Below are 14846 nucleotides of genomic sequence, written 5' to 3' on the forward strand. Positions count from 1 at the left end.
TATGGGCGGAAGTGCACGTTTCTTTTTCTCTTCCCCCGTTTTGGTGCAGCTATTACATTATTTGAAGCATACATCAACTTTTTGAAAGCTGCGGAATACATACCTTTGCTATGCAAAAGAAACTATTTTTTATAACCATTAAAAACATTCGTCATTTATGTACAAAAGTTTAAGAAGCATGCTGCTCATGGTTACCTGCGCAGTGTGTGGTTCAGTCCTCGCCCAAGACAACCTGAAAGCCATGCAACAGAAATTCGTCAACGAGAAGTTCGGCATGTTCATCCATTTCAACATGCCCTCATTTGTGGACGAAGACTGGCCCGACCCCGACATGCCGGCCGAAACCTTCCACCCGAAGAAACTGGACTGTAACCAATGGGCCGAAGCTGCCCTTAGTGCAGGAATGAAGTTCGGATGCCTGACCACAAAACACCACAGTGGTTATTGCATTTGGGACACGAAGACCACGGAATACAACGTCATGAACAGCCCCCTGAAACGTGACGTGGTACGGGAATACGTGGACGCTTTCCGTAAAAAAGGGTTGGAGGTGATGTTATATTATTCCATCCTCGACACGCACCACCGTTTACGTCCGGGATTTATCCATCGTGACCACATCGATTTGATTAAAAATCAATTAAAGGAGCTGCTGACTAACTATGGCCCCATTTCCGCCCTCATCATCGACGGTTGGGACGCTCCTTGGTCGCGCATTTCATACGAAGAAGTCCCGTTCGATGACATCTACCACTTCATCAAACAGCTCCAACCGAACTGCCTCGTCATGGACTTGAATTCTGCCAAATACCCACAGGACGCATTGTTCTACACCGACATCAAGTCCTTCGAACAGAATGCCGGACAACACATCTCCAAAGACACCAACCGGATGCCGGCCTTGTCGTGCCTGCCGCTGAACTCGTCGTGGTTCTGGAAAAGCGACTTCCCCACAACGGACGTGAAATCGCCCGAATGGATTGTCAACGAGAACCTGGTACCTTTCAACAAAGCATACTGCACCTTCATCCTCAATGTGTCACCCAACCGGGACGGATTGATTGACGACAATGCCTTGGAGGCGTTGAAGGAAATCGGCCGCCTTTGGAAAGGAAAAGAAGGCGGTGAAATGACGTTGGGCGAATATGAACGTCCGATTACAGCAGAAAACATCGCCAAACACCGTCCGGCCAATTCCAGTTGGAGTTACGATTCTTTCATCATGGACTTCGGGAACGACGACAACTTCGGCTCGGCCTGGCATTCCAACCCGAGAATCAAAGAACCATGGTACGAAGTGGAATTTGAACGCACGCGCCCGTTCAACATGATTTCACTCGTAGACAACAACGAAAGCTTCAGCAGCTACCGCATACACTACCTCAAAGACGGAGTTTGGCATGAGATTCCCGTGACACCGAAGAACGGGAAAATAAAAGTGCACCGCTTTGATGAAGTATGGGGCAATAAAGTCAAAGTCACTTTCACCAAGAAGAACGAAAACGAACGCATGTACCTGAATGAAATCGGCGTGTACAACGAACGCCGCGACTAAAAAAGATTTCCCCTTATTCAGTCCTCTCCCATCTGGAAAGAGAAAGAATAAGGGGATTATTATACGTGCACGGCATCTAAAGCCGACACACATTCCAACTTACTTTATCAACAAGCGGAAAGCACCCTTTTGTGTCTTCACGATGTATAATGTATTGGTACGCAAAGCTACCGGAATAACAGTGCCTTCATACCGACCGACCAAAGCTCCTGTCAAGGCGTAAACTTCCACGCGTCCGCCGCAAGGCACATACAAATTCCCATTAGCATAAGCCACTTTCACGTCTCCACTATTTACAGATGTAACTCCATTGCCCTTTTCCACCGTCAAAATACCATTTACGGTCTTCACTTCATAGTTTTCGGGCATGCTCTCAACTTTCACTACGATAGGATAAGTACCAGGTACGAGTTCCGTCGGAAGTTCGGGTTGCGCCACAGGTTCAGTTTCAAAAACGGTCTCCACTGTATCTTTCCCTATCCAACCCTCATATACCAAATCGTAGGTCGGAGGCAGTTCCTCATCCACTTTAACCGTCACATTCTTTGCCGTAACCGTAAGCAAAGCTTTCTGTACTTCGAACGACACCTTCGTTGTAGTGGCACCGTAATCCACATCATCCACCGTTTTGGCGTTAGTCATTACCACCAACTCAGCCTCACCCGCTTTCTTTGCCGTAACCACACCTTTAGATGTCATACTCACCACGCCTGAAGTCAACACCTTATTACTATATGTAATACCATGCTCATTGGAAACTAACGTGAATTCATCACCATAAACAACTTTCTCGGGTATTGTTACCGTAATATCAGGATTGGCCGCCATGACAAGTTTGGCAACATCTGGTACAATACTGATAAGGTCAAAGTTATCAAAAGACACCTGTTCCGGCAATTTCAGTGAAACCGGGAACTCATCACCAATTTCAGCATCCTTGCTCACCGTACATACCACCTCCGGCTGAACGTCCATATTGGCCAAAACGTCTTCATCATCATATACAACATCCGTGTATTCTACCGTAAAGATGTATTCATCTTGCCCCACAGCCACTTTCACAGTACGATATTGTTCACCGTCGTATACCGATGACAAAGTATTGTTTCCATATCTGACGTATACACCCACTTTATTTTTCACCACCGCAAACTTTGCCTTGTCCGACAACGCAAGTTCATAATTTGCAGCCTCTCCGCCACTTAATGCAGCCTCACGCATGTCACCGGCCTTTTCTTCTTCTTTTGGCGCATTAGCCTTCACCGTAGGAAGCTTGGAAAGAATTTCCTCCACAGGTTTCTCGGCATCATCACCTTTCAAGCCATCCAAAACAAACGAATAACCACATTTGCCTTTATCTAAATTGGAAGTACTTACATTGACGCCGCGCCAACACCAGGCATCTTCCGCAAGGGAAACATTCAATACCGCCTTGGACACCTGCACCATCAACGGTTCAGAAACAGCCGGAGTATAATCTTCACTACCGGTCTGACTTGCCGTTACCATAACTTCACCGGCTCCAATAGCATGTAATTTCCCATCTTCTCCTTGTTTCAGTACGCCGTCGACAGAGAATGAATAACTAAAAGCCTGGTCACTATTGGATACAAAACCAAGTCCATCTAAGGCATCACCATACGTGATGGACGGTGCCGCTTCGGGTAAGGAAATCACGGTTTGTACTCCCTTAAATGTCAACTTGTAAGTATTTTCTTTCTCACCTTTGGCAGTATCGTCGGTCACAACAATTGTCGTCACATTTCCGTTTTTTGAGACAGCCACTTTGGCATCTTTACCAAAAGCCTTGGCTTCCACTTTGGCATCCACCATGTCACCGGGTAGTTGGTATTCGAATACGCCATTGTCAAAACCGGAAACCTCTTGCCCTCCCACCGTCAGGCTTTTCAGGCGTGAATTATAAATGAATCGCACATCGTCCACCGTCAGTGTATTGCCGGTTCCTAATGCAGAACGGTCGAAGTAATCGGAAGCAGCAAAAATAATATTCATCTTTTCCGGATTCACATCCGATTTATAATCGATGGCAAAAGAATTACGCGTCCAGTTTTCAACATCGCCCTCAATATAATATTCATTAGAAGCCACTAACTTGGCATCTCCGGTCACACCTTCTGTTATCTTTCCCAAAATATCCTTCTCGCGGTCTACCATATCAATAACCTCCGGCGCATTGCTCATTCCGGTAGTAACTTTCGAAACCGAACTTCCCGTCCATGAATAAAACACCACCGTAGCCCTTTCACTTTCATTAAAAGAACCGTTTGCAGGTTTCTCATGCGCATGAGTACGCTTTATATAAAAAGCCAAAGAATCTGGACGAGAAGTAAAGGCGACACCACCATACGCACCACCGTCACTGGTATCTTCCGGAGTTCCTACATTAGACACATCACCATATGCCCAAGCCTTACCCAACGTGATATATCCGGGAGCGGTTGCACCGATGCCGAACATTCCGACGTAATCATTCCACATTCGCACGGAATGTCCATCTTCATTGCCTATACGGTCGGCATCTGCTTCCACTAATTCTTTCTTCATCGTGATGATGAAGTTCTTGCATACACTGGATGCCATCCAACCCTTCGGCTGCGTACCCACTGCCGTCTTTCCATCGGGATAGCAAGTTTCCCAAGGCCCATCAAACGAACCGTCAAAACCCTGTGCCGCCATCGAAGCCGATGCCAACAACAAAGTAGATAAAAGTAGATTTCTCTTCATTATTTTCTTTTTTAAGAATTATACATACTTTCTTTACGCACATTACAATTAATGAAGACAAAGTTACCATTGTTCGCATGAAAGACAAAGCAAATACGGTAAAAAGAGGAGGTTTACCGAAATATATACCGAAAAATCCATTCTAAAGTACCACTCAGCGGATTGCTACAGGCTCCCATAACATTGAATAGTCTATACCATCCTCCAAAACACATTTCCCCGTCCGCGTTGGCAATGCCACGGTCTTTTTTTCAGGTTCAGGGTTTGTAACCGAAAAGTCGGACCGAGATATCCCCCCCGCTTTGCTTTCTCTACCATCCTGCCATGAGGCAACTTTACTTTCCGGCCGAACGAAATAAACCGTATCACGCACGACCTCATGGCATATTACCGTATCTATTTCCTGCGCAACCTGCCGAAACGACGATTCATCTGACATTTTACCTAATTCCACTCCCCATAAAAGACCAACCACGGCTGCCACCGGCGTAGCTACCCATCCCCAAGAAATGCCACTACCCCGACGCGGGTTCCGTGGCACACATAAACGACCGTTTTCTTCATTCCGCAGCCGTATGGCTGCCTGTGAAACTTGTTCCTCAAAGTGTTTCATAAACCTTCAATTTCTTTCTTAAGTATTGCAATAAATAATGAAGACGCGATTTCACCGTACCTTCCGGGATACCCATTACTTCGGCCAGTTGCGGCACCGTAAGTTCCTCCTCATAACGCAAAGCAAACAGCACACGTTGCTCCGGAGGCAGCTTGTCCAACAATGTGGAGAGTTCGCGATCGAACATCTGGACATCCATCCGAAGTTCCGGCTGTTCCTCATACGTATCCGGCCCGCCACGCACCTCTTCCGCAAAACCTACCGCAATATTCCGGAAACGATATTCATTCCTGCACAGATTATAGGCCATCGTGAAAAACCAAGGACATAACTCCCGTCCGCATTCATACCGCCCCCTTACCGCCCATACGCGCAAGAACAGTTCCTGTGTGAAGTCCGAAGCCAACTGCCCTTCCCGCCCCAACATACGGAAGAAGAAGCCATACAGGCGGCGGGCATAACGACGGTACAGTTCATCGAAAGCCTTTTCGTCACCCATTTGCCGTACACGTCCCATCAATTCCTCGTCCGACAGTTTCCGCAACGACGGCCTGAAGTTTATTTTTACCGCCATTTCTCCAAATAGTCCAAATATTCCTTTTTCTTCGCGGCTGAAAACCGGCCGTTCTCCACCGAAGCTTTCAATATCCGGTAAAGCCAACCGGCACGCTCCTGATTACCCGATTCCCTATATGATTGTACCAATGGCCCTAACATGACCGTGTAGTTCAGCAGCAACATCTCGCTTCCCGACCACCATGACTCCAAACGGAAAGCAGGTTCGGTCAGGTAATCGAAATGATAATCCCGCTCTACATGGCGCTTGGCTGCCGAAACATTGTCATAAGGCTCTTCACTGTACCGGTACACCAACCCCTCATTATAAAGTTTGCGGGCTATGCCCTGCACGGCCCACTGCGAACCCGGCGAGAAGTAAGCCGGGCGACCGGATTCGCGGATGACATATTCCACCATCTCTTGCACAGCCGCCTTGAACTCTTCTTCCGTCCTGACCTCGCGCCCGGGAAAGATCGGAATCCCCAACTTCCGGCACAAAGCGTCGCGATAGGACCGTATGGACAGAAAAGGAATCACGACCACCACCTTGTCCGTATGCACGTGCATCGCACGCTGCAACATGAGCTTGTCGAAAAGTTCCGCGTCGCCGTTACCGAAGAAAAGCCCTCCTTCGGCCATCCCTTGCAACTGGTTGTAACCGAAACGAAGGATAAACGAAGGATATTTGCCATGCTCATACTGGCGACGCAGGATGTCATTGAAAAGCCCGGCCTTCCATCCTGTCCCGTCCGTTTCCCCCATCATCCAAAGGTAACCCAGTACGGCATCATACCCACGGTCTGAAATATCGTCGGGCAACATCTTCATCGCCTTCTCCGCAAACTTGTTGTCTGGCCCTTGGGAGGCGCGGTAAGCACATATATTATAGGTATAAGTCTCGGGAATAGCCCGCTCCATACGCTCCAAGACACGGGGTATTCCTCCATCGTTCTTTCCACGGGAACAAGATTTCAGCCCCCAGGCAGCCTCAAACAGGTTGCGCCACGCCTTTTCATCCTGCCCGTCTGCATCCACTTCTTTTTGCCAAGCCTCGACCTGCCCTGCATACCAGAGCGAGTCATGCGCCTCTTCCACTATGCCTCTTATCTCCTGCGGTTCCTGTGCCGGTGCGCAAAGTGCCACGGCCATCGCCCACGAAACGATTAACTTCTTTCTCATATTCTTTACTATTTCTACCATAAATGATGTTTGTACTTGCAACACGTGTCATAAGGATATACACGCCACAAGGCATTTCGTTCAAAGAAAAAACAAGGCATGCCACGCCCATCCTACTAAAATACGATAGAAACGGTTCCGGGCGGTGGAGTACCCCCGAAAATTACCCGGCAGAGATTGGAAAATCATTCTGCGCCAAACGAAAAATCGTTCGCCTGAGATTGATTTTTCGTTTGGCGCAGAAAAATCTGGCCGCTTTTTCCCGTGTAACAACCGGACATTTGACCCTCGCATTCACGCCCCGTCACGGCCTTGCACCGCGCTAAGGAGCTTGCCAGAAATAACGGTCGTCGTAAGTAGCATACTCGGATAACGGCCAGAACCCCTCCGGTACCAAATAGATTTGACGGCTTCCCGACCCGTCAGCAGGCTCCGTCTCAAACCGGCTTTCAAGGTGGGCATCGAGCATATAAAGGTTCTTGGCCATGTAATTCTCCAAATATCCTTCTTTGGTCTGTTTGAGCTTATGGTTCCAGTTTGCATCCTCGTTCAATACCAAAGGGAGTCCCTTGATTAGCCGCTCGCGCACCTCGCCCAGATGCAACAGCAGACCGTTTTCGTCGGTGACGTAAGCTGCAAAAGACGCGTCCATCCATATCCATTTCCCCAACTGGTGGCTCCACACCATATTGATGACATGGCAATCGGTGTCGGTGTTATACGCTTTCGACTGGCACGTCACGAAGCGAGACGGGAATCCCATGGCCAGATACATCTCATTGAGCACCTGTGCCAGGAAACGGCAGTTCAGCCCACGCCCTTCGCGCTTGCATAACTCATACATGGCTATCGAGTTCCGCGCACAGTCCGGCCTCCCCGAACCACCGTCGTGACGGATGGCATCATGCAGCCAATACATCAGATTCTTGATTTGGCTGATTTCGTCGCCGCCACCGGCTATGCTGTCCAAATTGAAATAGCGGCGCACACGTACCAAATTGCTGTCCGTAGGCGGTTGGTACGTAAATGCAGGCATCGGACGGGCATCTTCCCGATAGGCCGGGGACTTCTTCAATATATAAAGGTAGTCCCCCACTTCACGCACCTTTTCCACAAGGGCTTGAAACTCCGGATTTCCGCGCAGGGCATCCCACTCCTTGTCGCTCTTTATCCGGTCATACTCGGTAAATCCCAACTTTATTGCGATGTCCAAATGCGCCAAAGCCTCCTTGTCTCTTCCCTCAGATGCCCAAGCGCAGGCCGAACGATAAAACCAAGGGGAGGAGGTCTTCTTCATGTATCCCATCACCTCTCCGCCGTGCGCCCAAATCCGGTGTACAACCGACGCGAACCGGCTCATGAAGTCGGCCAAGCCGCGTCCCTCCAGACTCTCTTCATCCGATAATTGCGGAACGAAGTCTTTATGCTGACTGTACAAGACCTTTCCTTTCACGGTATATCCTTCAAACAAAGGGCAATGCTCTGCCTCACCGAGTCCTGTTTTCAATATATCGCCATGGAACACCACCTGTTCCAACCGGGGGCAGTCCGCCAACAACGTGGGGCCTCCCGATCCCAAGACCACGCCACGGAAATCCACACGCTTCAACTGCGGGCATTCGGCAAAAGTGCGCCACCCGTCGAGTTGTCCCACGTCTCCGTTCACTTCTATCCGCTCCACGGCCGGCATCTTCTGGAAAGTACATCCACTGATAAAGTCCACATGATTCAACGACAAGACTTTCAATTGGGTACATCCTTCAAAAGCCCCCTTCCAAATGGCTTTCGTATGTTGGGGGAAGACCACTTCCGCCAATTCGCTGCTCCCATAAAAGGCAGAAGCACCCACAAACACATTTTCCGGCAATACGATCCTGCTGATTCGTGTGGCTCCCAAAGCCCCTTCCGCTATGGTGTCCAACCGTTCGGGCAAAACGATATGCGCCAATCCACATTCGCTGAACAAATAAGGCGGAAGCGTATGCTCTCCCTGCACCTCTCGCCATTCCCCGTGTCTTACGTACCCACCTCCGCCACGGGCAAAAGAAACGCCCCGCATGTCCAACGTGCGCAAACGTCCCGGTGTGGATTGCCGCTCTTTGTCCCTCCCGGCCATTTCGCGCAGGAAGCACAAGTCCCTCCCGTTCAATGTTCCTTTCAGCGTCAGGTCCGTCACCTTGTACTTGGCTTTCTTCCCCACCAGTTCCGGTAACGTCCCGGGCGTTTCCACTTCCACTTTCAAACGTTTTGCCACGGCATGTCCCACATTTCCCAAAAGACAAACCCACACGAACAATATCCGGGCATAATACAAAACACCCTCACTGCTACAGTTTTCTTTCCGTTCCATGGTATTTCACTTTTTAATAGTCCTACATATATGAATACGCAGAAACCGGATTTTTGTGACAAGAGAATCGTGTTTTTCCTCAAAAACTGGTCAAAAAAGTATCTCATTCATCAAAAAGAGGCTTGACAGACCTCAAATACTTGTCCCGTGAAATCGCACGGTTGCAACCGCTCCGGTCAGCCCTAAAATTCGTACATCCCAAGAACGGTTCTCCCCATCCTTCTTTCACTATCAAATAACCGTCCTTGCAACAGTCGCATTTCAGGATGGGCAAATCACCGCCCTTCAGGTTATTGGTCATGAAATCGCAAATCTCCGGTTCATTGGAACAAATCCACAACTTCAACCCGTATGCCTTCTTGTACCTCAGCTGCATGGGATAACCGCATACGGGACACCGTTTCATTTCAGTGCGCGTCTCCCGGCAATCGTCCAATTTACCATTTACCATCACGCCGGGATAGTCTTTCACGAGTTCCCGTACAAAATCGGAGGGATGCTGTTGAGGCGTAACGATGTACACGCGGTTCTTGGTACGTGTCAAGGCCACATAGAAAAGCCGCCGCTCTTCCGCATATTCCATCGAATGGTCATCCCTCACGACATACTTCAATACCGGGTCGTCCTGCACTTGCGACGGGAAGCCGTACAACTCATTACGGGCATTGATGAGGATGACATGGTCGTATCCCAATCCCTTTGAGCGGTGCACGGTCATAAAATCCAGTTTCGCGAACGGGTACTTCTTGGAAATCACATTCCCCGTCTTCTCCTCGTACGTGAACTCCGATGAACGGCAAAGGTTAAAAGCGTCGAACCCGTAACGCCCCAACAACAATATCGACGCGTCCGGATTCTCCTCCAATATCTGCCCGACAATCCTCTCCACCGTTTCGCCCACAAGGAAATACTTCCCGCCTCTTCCGGCATATTTGCTCCGGTCTACGTTCTCCGTATAGGTCTCGACCACAATCGGACGTGTTATATGTTTGGGCGAAACCAGGCTTTTGCGTATCTGCGCCGTGTTCTTCTGTATGAAGCTACCGGCTATGTCGATTACTTCTTGGGCGTTCCGGTAAGTTTGGGTAATACCCAGTTCCAATCCGTACCCAAAGGAATCCTTGAATTGGGTGAACAGCGTGATATCCGAACCTGCATAGGCATAAATGGATTGCCAATCGTCGCCCACGGCCACGATCTTTGCATCGCAGAGTTTGCTCAACTCCAAGGTCAGATTAAACCGTTGACGGGAAATATCCTGATACTCATCAACTATGATATATTTGAACCCCAATCTCTCCCCTTGGATTTCCTTTTCGCGGAGCATTTTCGCCGAACTGTTTATCATGTCTTCAAAATCTACCGCCTGCTTTTCTTTCAGACGCTTGGAGTATTCTAAATAACACCGCTCGCAGATGGATAGAAACAACTTGTTTCTCTCATTGGAGGACTTGCTTTGAAACTGGTGGAAATGCTCTATCGTGAAGCCGTTGGTCTTAAAGCCATGCAAGAACGTACAAACCAACTTGACCAACTTTATGATATATTTGTTCTCTTCCGTGCTGACCAACCTGTCGAAAACTTCCCGTGAAGTTCTCGGGTGGAACTCAATCCCTTGGGCTACGAGCATTTCCTGCAAATGGTCAAGGTAATCGCGCCCGTCGTCATATTCGGAATAAGTATAAACCAAATCCGTATGGTGCCTGCGGTGCAAACGGATTTTATCATCTATTTCTTTTTTATACCGGGCCAACTGTTCTTCCGTATATCTGCTGTTCCGGCCATCTTCCGTAATGCCGAAATGTTCAATATACACCGTCTTGTCTCCTTGGGTAATCGTAAAATCCGGAGTATATGGCTTGTACGAATACCTCATATTATAAGGATAAATTTTCTCGTACACATAGTCAATGCCGTTCATGAACAGGAAATTCGCTATCCTGACCTCCTGAACCGACCTTAACGTCTCGTGGGCAATGCTGACACATTTGCCGGTCCGTTGGTCTATAATCTTTTCCGCATACTCATCCATATTGCCACGCAAAGTGGAAAAGTCGGCTTTGGATATGTAATTGAAGAAATCATTGAGATTGTCGCCCTCATACGGTGCGTCGAAATAACTTCCGAAGAACAATATCAGCTTATCCACCAACTCCGGACACTCCAATATGTTTTCTTTCAAGTAATTGTTGACCACATGCCACATAAAGCCACCATCCACTACCGTCTTCCTTTCGGTGTCTTTCTTTCGCAGTATGGCATAGCCCGTCTTATGGAAAGTCGTCACCGGGCAATCTATCTTCAGACCCTTATTGATTTTGCTGCGCAATTCCCCGACCGCCTTATTCGTATATGAAATGACCAATATCTGTTCCGGTTTCACCCCTCTTTTTTCCACAAGGTATTTCACCTTCGCAGCCATGGTCGTTGTCTTCCCGGCTCCGGCCCCGGCTACAACCAACGTGTAGTCTTCATCGGACAATACGACCCGTCGCTGTTCCTCATCCAGCTTCACATTAGGGTCCACCCTACGAAGTATCGTATCAAGATAAAGTTTGTCTTTGGCCAAATGCCTCTTGACAAATTCGTCATTGTGCGCTTCAACGACCTTGGAACCCTCCTTACTGCCCAAGTCTTCATACAGGCAAAGGAATCTCTCCATTTTCTTCGGGTCTATACGGTTCTTTTCGCAATACACGTCCAACATCCCCATCTTTTCCAAATTGGACAGACTGACATGCAGCTCTGCATATCTTTCATGAATAGTACGGTAATCGCTTCGGGCTATGAAACGGTCGCTATGCAGTAAAAGTCCGATTTGCCTCTCGAAATCCTCCAAGCGCTTGCTTCCAGTGCATTCTTCACCCTCTGAATGCACCTTTTTTCTCCGGAAAAATATCTTATCCCACTTCCCAACTGACATACTTTGTTTTTCCTATTGGCAAACCGACTTGATTTATTTGGGTGTAAAATTATAAAAAAAGCCACAACCATCCTGTGATACAGCCATTTTTAACAATAAAGAGGAATACTTCTTTTTACACAGAAAGTATTCCTCTTCATGATTATCATATATCGTACCGGATTATTCAGCCGACGTTTCCACAGCCGCCTGGCGGTAGCTATCCAATTGCTCTGCCGTGAACTTGCGGATAAAGTTGAAATGCTTCTCCACCTCGGCCTCGGCATAGTTCACATACACGTTCAGGCTCTTGGCAAACAAATCGGGACGGCGCGTGGCATCCTGCATCATCAAATGGCACATGATGGTATCGGCTGCCATCTCCATCAAACGACGGGCCACGAAATCGTGCAGTTCTTGGTTGCCTGCTTCTTTCACGGCGTTCGTACAAGCGTCGAACTTGTTGGCCATCTCCTTCACGCGGTTCATGTAGCCCTCGTATTCCGGAAGCACAGGCTGCTGCTCGAAATCACGAATGGTGGCGATGTATGCCCCATTCGTCACGTAACGGATGGCCGCCACAGTCTGCAACTGGGTCGTACCCTCGTAAATGGAAGTGATACGAGCGTCGCGGTAAATGCGCTGACAAGCATATTCCAACATGAAACCGGAACCTCCGTGCACCTGGATACCGTCGTAAGCATTCTGGTTGGCGTATTCCGAATTCATACCCTTGGCCAATGGCGTAAAACTGTCGGCCAGTTTGGCATACTTCTTCTGTTCGGCACGTTCTTCCGGCGTCAGCTTGCGTTCGCAGGCTATGTCGTCCAATGCCTTGTAAATATCCACATAACGCGAAGTCTGGTACAACAATGCACGACCTGCGTCCAACTTAGCTTTCATCGTGGCCAACATGTCATATACGGCCGGGAAGTTGATGATGGCCTTACCGAACTGTTCACGGTCTTTCGCGTATGCCAAAGCCTCGTTGTAGGCCGCCTGACTCAACCCTACCGACTGTGCAGCAATGCCGAGGCGTGCACCGTTCATCAATGCCATGACATACTTTATCAAACCCAACTTGCGGCTTCCGCATAACTCAGCCTTCGCATTCTTATACACCAGTTCGCAAGTCGGCGAACCGTGGATACCCATTTTGTTCTCGATGCGGCGCACGTCCACTCCGCCGTCGCGCTTGTCGTAAATGAACATGGAAAGCCCACGTCCATCCCTCGTGCCTTCCTCCGAACGCGCCAACACCAAGTGAATGTCGGCATCCCCGTTCGTGATGAAACGCTTCACACCGTTCAGTCTCCAACAGTTGTTCTCCTCGTCGAAGGTGGCCTTCAACATGACGCTCTGCAAGTCGGAACCGGCATCCGGTTCGGTCAGGTCCATCGACATCGTTTCCCCGGCGCATACACGCGGGATGAAGCGGCTGTGCTGGTCTTCGTCGCCAAATTCATACAAGGTTTCGATACAGTCCTGCAACGACCAGATGTTTCCGAAACCGGCATCGGCGGCAGCCACCACCTCGGCACACATCGTGTACGGCGTAATAGGGAAGTTCAACCCGTTGTACTTGCGCGGCATCGTCATGCCGTTCATACCCGCCTTGACCATGGCGTCCAGGTTCTCCACCGTCCCACTGGCATAATCCACACGGCCGTCGTGGCAGTGCGGGCCTTCTTCGTCTACCCCTTCGGCATTCGGGGCAATCACATTGGCCGTGATGTCGCCTACGATGTCCAACACCTTATTATACGAATCCATCGCGTCGGCATAGTCCACCGGCGCATAATCAAATTCGTCCTTGTCCCTGAAGTCGCGCTCTTTCAATTCCACAATGCGCTTCATCATCGGATTCTCTAAGTGATACTTGAGTTCCGGTATATCTGAATAGTAATTAGCCATGTTGTTTACTTGCTGTTTTGTTTGTAATACTTGATGAGCTTCGGCACGACTTCCTCCACCGTACCGTTAATGACATAGTCGGCAATGGCATTGATCGGGGCGTTCGGGTCGCTGTTCACGGAAATGATGATACCGCTTTCCTTCATGCCCGCAATGTGTTGGATGGCCCCGGAAATGCCGCAAGCGATATACACTTTTGGGCGCACCGTCACGCCGGTCTGGCCGATTTGCAGGTCGTGGTCGCAGAACCCGGCATCCACAGCCGCACGGCTTCCACCCACTTCGGCATGAAGCTCGTGCGCCAATTCATAGAGCATGCCGAAGCCTTCCTTACTGCCCATGCCGTAACCTCCGGCAATGACGATGGCCGCACCTTTCAAATTGTTTTTAGCCTTCTCCACATGGCGGTCGATGACCTTCACCACGTATTCCGTTTCCGGTACATACTTGGCCACATCGTGCACAATCACTTCTCCTTTATAATTAGGATCGAGCACTTCCGCCTTCATCACGCCGCTGCGCACCGTAGCCATCTGCGGACGGTTCTCCGGATTCACGATCGTAGCCACGATGTTACCCCCGAACGCCGGACGAATCTGATAAAGCAGGTTCTCATACTTCTTTCCGGCTTTCTTATCCTCATGGGAACCGATTTCCAATGAGGTACAGTCTGCCGTCAACCCGGAATGAAGGGCGGACGACACACGCGGCCCCAAATCACGCCCCACGACATCGGCCCCCATCAGGCATATTTGCGGCTGCTCTTCTTTAAACAGATTCACCAACACGGCCGTATGCGGCAACGACGTGTAAGGAGCCAACCCCGGAGCGTCGAAGATATGCAATTTATCTACGCCGTATGGCAATATCTGCGGTTCTATCTTTCCCGTAATGCCCGCCCCGGCGGCCACAGCTTCGAGCTGCACGCCGAGCGTGTTGGCTAACTTACGGCCTTTGGTCAATAATTCCTGGCTTACTTCGGCCACCGTAGTGCCTTCAAGCTCGCAATATACAAATACGTTGTTCATCT

The 14846-nt window shown here is 49.3% G+C and carries 9 protein-coding genes; 1 reads left to right on the plus strand and 8 read right to left on the minus strand.

What is annotated here, in order from left to right; translation table 11 throughout:
• Window positions 1–178 precede the first annotated feature (178 nt).
• Window positions 179–1555 (plus strand): alpha-L-fucosidase, encoded by a 1377-nt coding sequence (locus tag HMPREF9442_RS04185; protein ID WP_008625695.1) that lies wholly within the window; start codon window positions 179–181, stop codon window positions 1553–1555.
• Between the two features lie 99 nt (window positions 1556–1654).
• On the opposite strand, the gene HMPREF9442_RS04190 is transcribed toward HMPREF9442_RS04185, so the two are convergent.
• The 8 genes from HMPREF9442_RS04190 to HMPREF9442_RS04225 all read right to left on the minus strand — a co-directional run bounded on the left by HMPREF9442_RS04190 (window position 1655) and on the right by HMPREF9442_RS04225 (window position 14844).
• A complete protein-coding gene (locus HMPREF9442_RS04190) occupies window positions 1655–4300 on the minus strand; it encodes an MBG domain-containing protein (RefSeq protein ID WP_253271013.1) in 2646 nt (881 codons plus the stop codon).
• 154 nt (window positions 4301–4454) lie between these two features.
• Window positions 4455–4913: a hypothetical protein gene (locus tag HMPREF9442_RS04195; RefSeq protein WP_008625697.1), complete on the minus strand. Its 459-nt coding sequence runs from the start codon at window positions 4911–4913 to the stop codon at window positions 4455–4457.
• Window positions 4900–5487, minus strand: coding sequence for an RNA polymerase sigma factor (locus HMPREF9442_RS04200; RefSeq protein WP_008625698.1), 588 nt, complete (start codon window positions 5485–5487; stop codon window positions 4900–4902). The genes HMPREF9442_RS04195 and HMPREF9442_RS04200 overlap by 14 nt, the downstream gene beginning before the upstream one ends.
• On the minus strand, window positions 5478–6650 hold the full coding sequence (locus tag HMPREF9442_RS04205) for a hypothetical protein (RefSeq protein ID WP_253271014.1): 1173 nt from the start codon (window positions 6648–6650) through the stop codon (window positions 5478–5480). The genes HMPREF9442_RS04200 and HMPREF9442_RS04205 overlap by 10 nt, the downstream gene beginning before the upstream one ends.
• A gap of 322 nt (window positions 6651–6972) precedes the next feature.
• Window positions 6973–9000, minus strand: a complete 2028-nt coding sequence (locus HMPREF9442_RS04210) for a leucine-rich repeat protein (protein ID WP_008625702.1) — start codon at window positions 8998–9000, stop codon at window positions 6973–6975.
• A gap of 103 nt (window positions 9001–9103) precedes the next feature.
• On the minus strand, window positions 9104–11923 hold the full coding sequence (locus tag HMPREF9442_RS04215; RefSeq protein WP_008625703.1) for a UvrD-helicase domain-containing protein: 2820 nt from the start codon (window positions 11921–11923) through the stop codon (window positions 9104–9106).
• Between the two features lie 162 nt (window positions 11924–12085).
• Complete coding sequence (locus HMPREF9442_RS04220) at window positions 12086–13816, minus strand: acyl-CoA dehydrogenase family protein (protein ID WP_008625704.1); 1731 nt, start codon at window positions 13814–13816, stop codon at window positions 12086–12088.
• A 5-nt stretch (window positions 13817–13821) separates the two neighbouring features.
• The gene (locus HMPREF9442_RS04225; protein ID WP_008625705.1) at window positions 13822–14844 is read right to left on the minus strand and encodes an electron transfer flavoprotein subunit alpha/FixB family protein; all 1023 of its coding nucleotides are present in this window, start codon (window positions 14842–14844) and stop codon (window positions 13822–13824) included.
• Window positions 14845–14846: the final 2 nt, after the last annotated feature.

The organism is Paraprevotella xylaniphila YIT 11841 (assembly GCF_000205165.1).
GTDB classification, from domain to species: domain Bacteria; phylum Bacteroidota; class Bacteroidia; order Bacteroidales; family Bacteroidaceae; genus Paraprevotella; species Paraprevotella xylaniphila.

Excerpts from the sequence above, each read along its gene's own strand:
- HMPREF9442_RS04225 (WP_008625705.1), bottom strand. The coding sequence starts at position 14,844 with ATGAACAACGTATTTGTATATTGCGAGCTTGAAGGCACTACGGTGGCC.
- HMPREF9442_RS04190 (WP_253271013.1), bottom strand. The coding sequence starts at position 4,300 with ATGAAGAGAAATCTACTTTTATCTACTTTGTTGTTGGCATCGGCTTCG.
- HMPREF9442_RS04220 (WP_008625704.1), bottom strand. The coding sequence starts at position 13,816 with ATGGCTAATTACTATTCAGATATACCGGAACTCAAGTATCACTTAGAG.
- HMPREF9442_RS04205 (WP_253271014.1), bottom strand. The coding sequence starts at position 6,650 with ATGAGAAAGAAGTTAATCGTTTCGTGGGCGATGGCCGTGGCACTTTGC.
- HMPREF9442_RS04215 (WP_008625703.1), bottom strand. The coding sequence starts at position 11,923 with ATGTCAGTTGGGAAGTGGGATAAGATATTTTTCCGGAGAAAAAAGGTG.
- HMPREF9442_RS04195 (WP_008625697.1), bottom strand. The coding sequence starts at position 4,913 with ATGAAACACTTTGAGGAACAAGTTTCACAGGCAGCCATACGGCTGCGG.
- HMPREF9442_RS04210 (WP_008625702.1), bottom strand. The coding sequence starts at position 9,000 with ATGGAACGGAAAGAAAACTGTAGCAGTGAGGGTGTTTTGTATTATGCC.
- HMPREF9442_RS04185 (WP_008625695.1), top strand. The coding sequence starts at position 179 with ATGCTGCTCATGGTTACCTGCGCAGTGTGTGGTTCAGTCCTCGCCCAA.
- HMPREF9442_RS04200 (WP_008625698.1), bottom strand. The coding sequence starts at position 5,487 with ATGGCGGTAAAAATAAACTTCAGGCCGTCGTTGCGGAAACTGTCGGAC.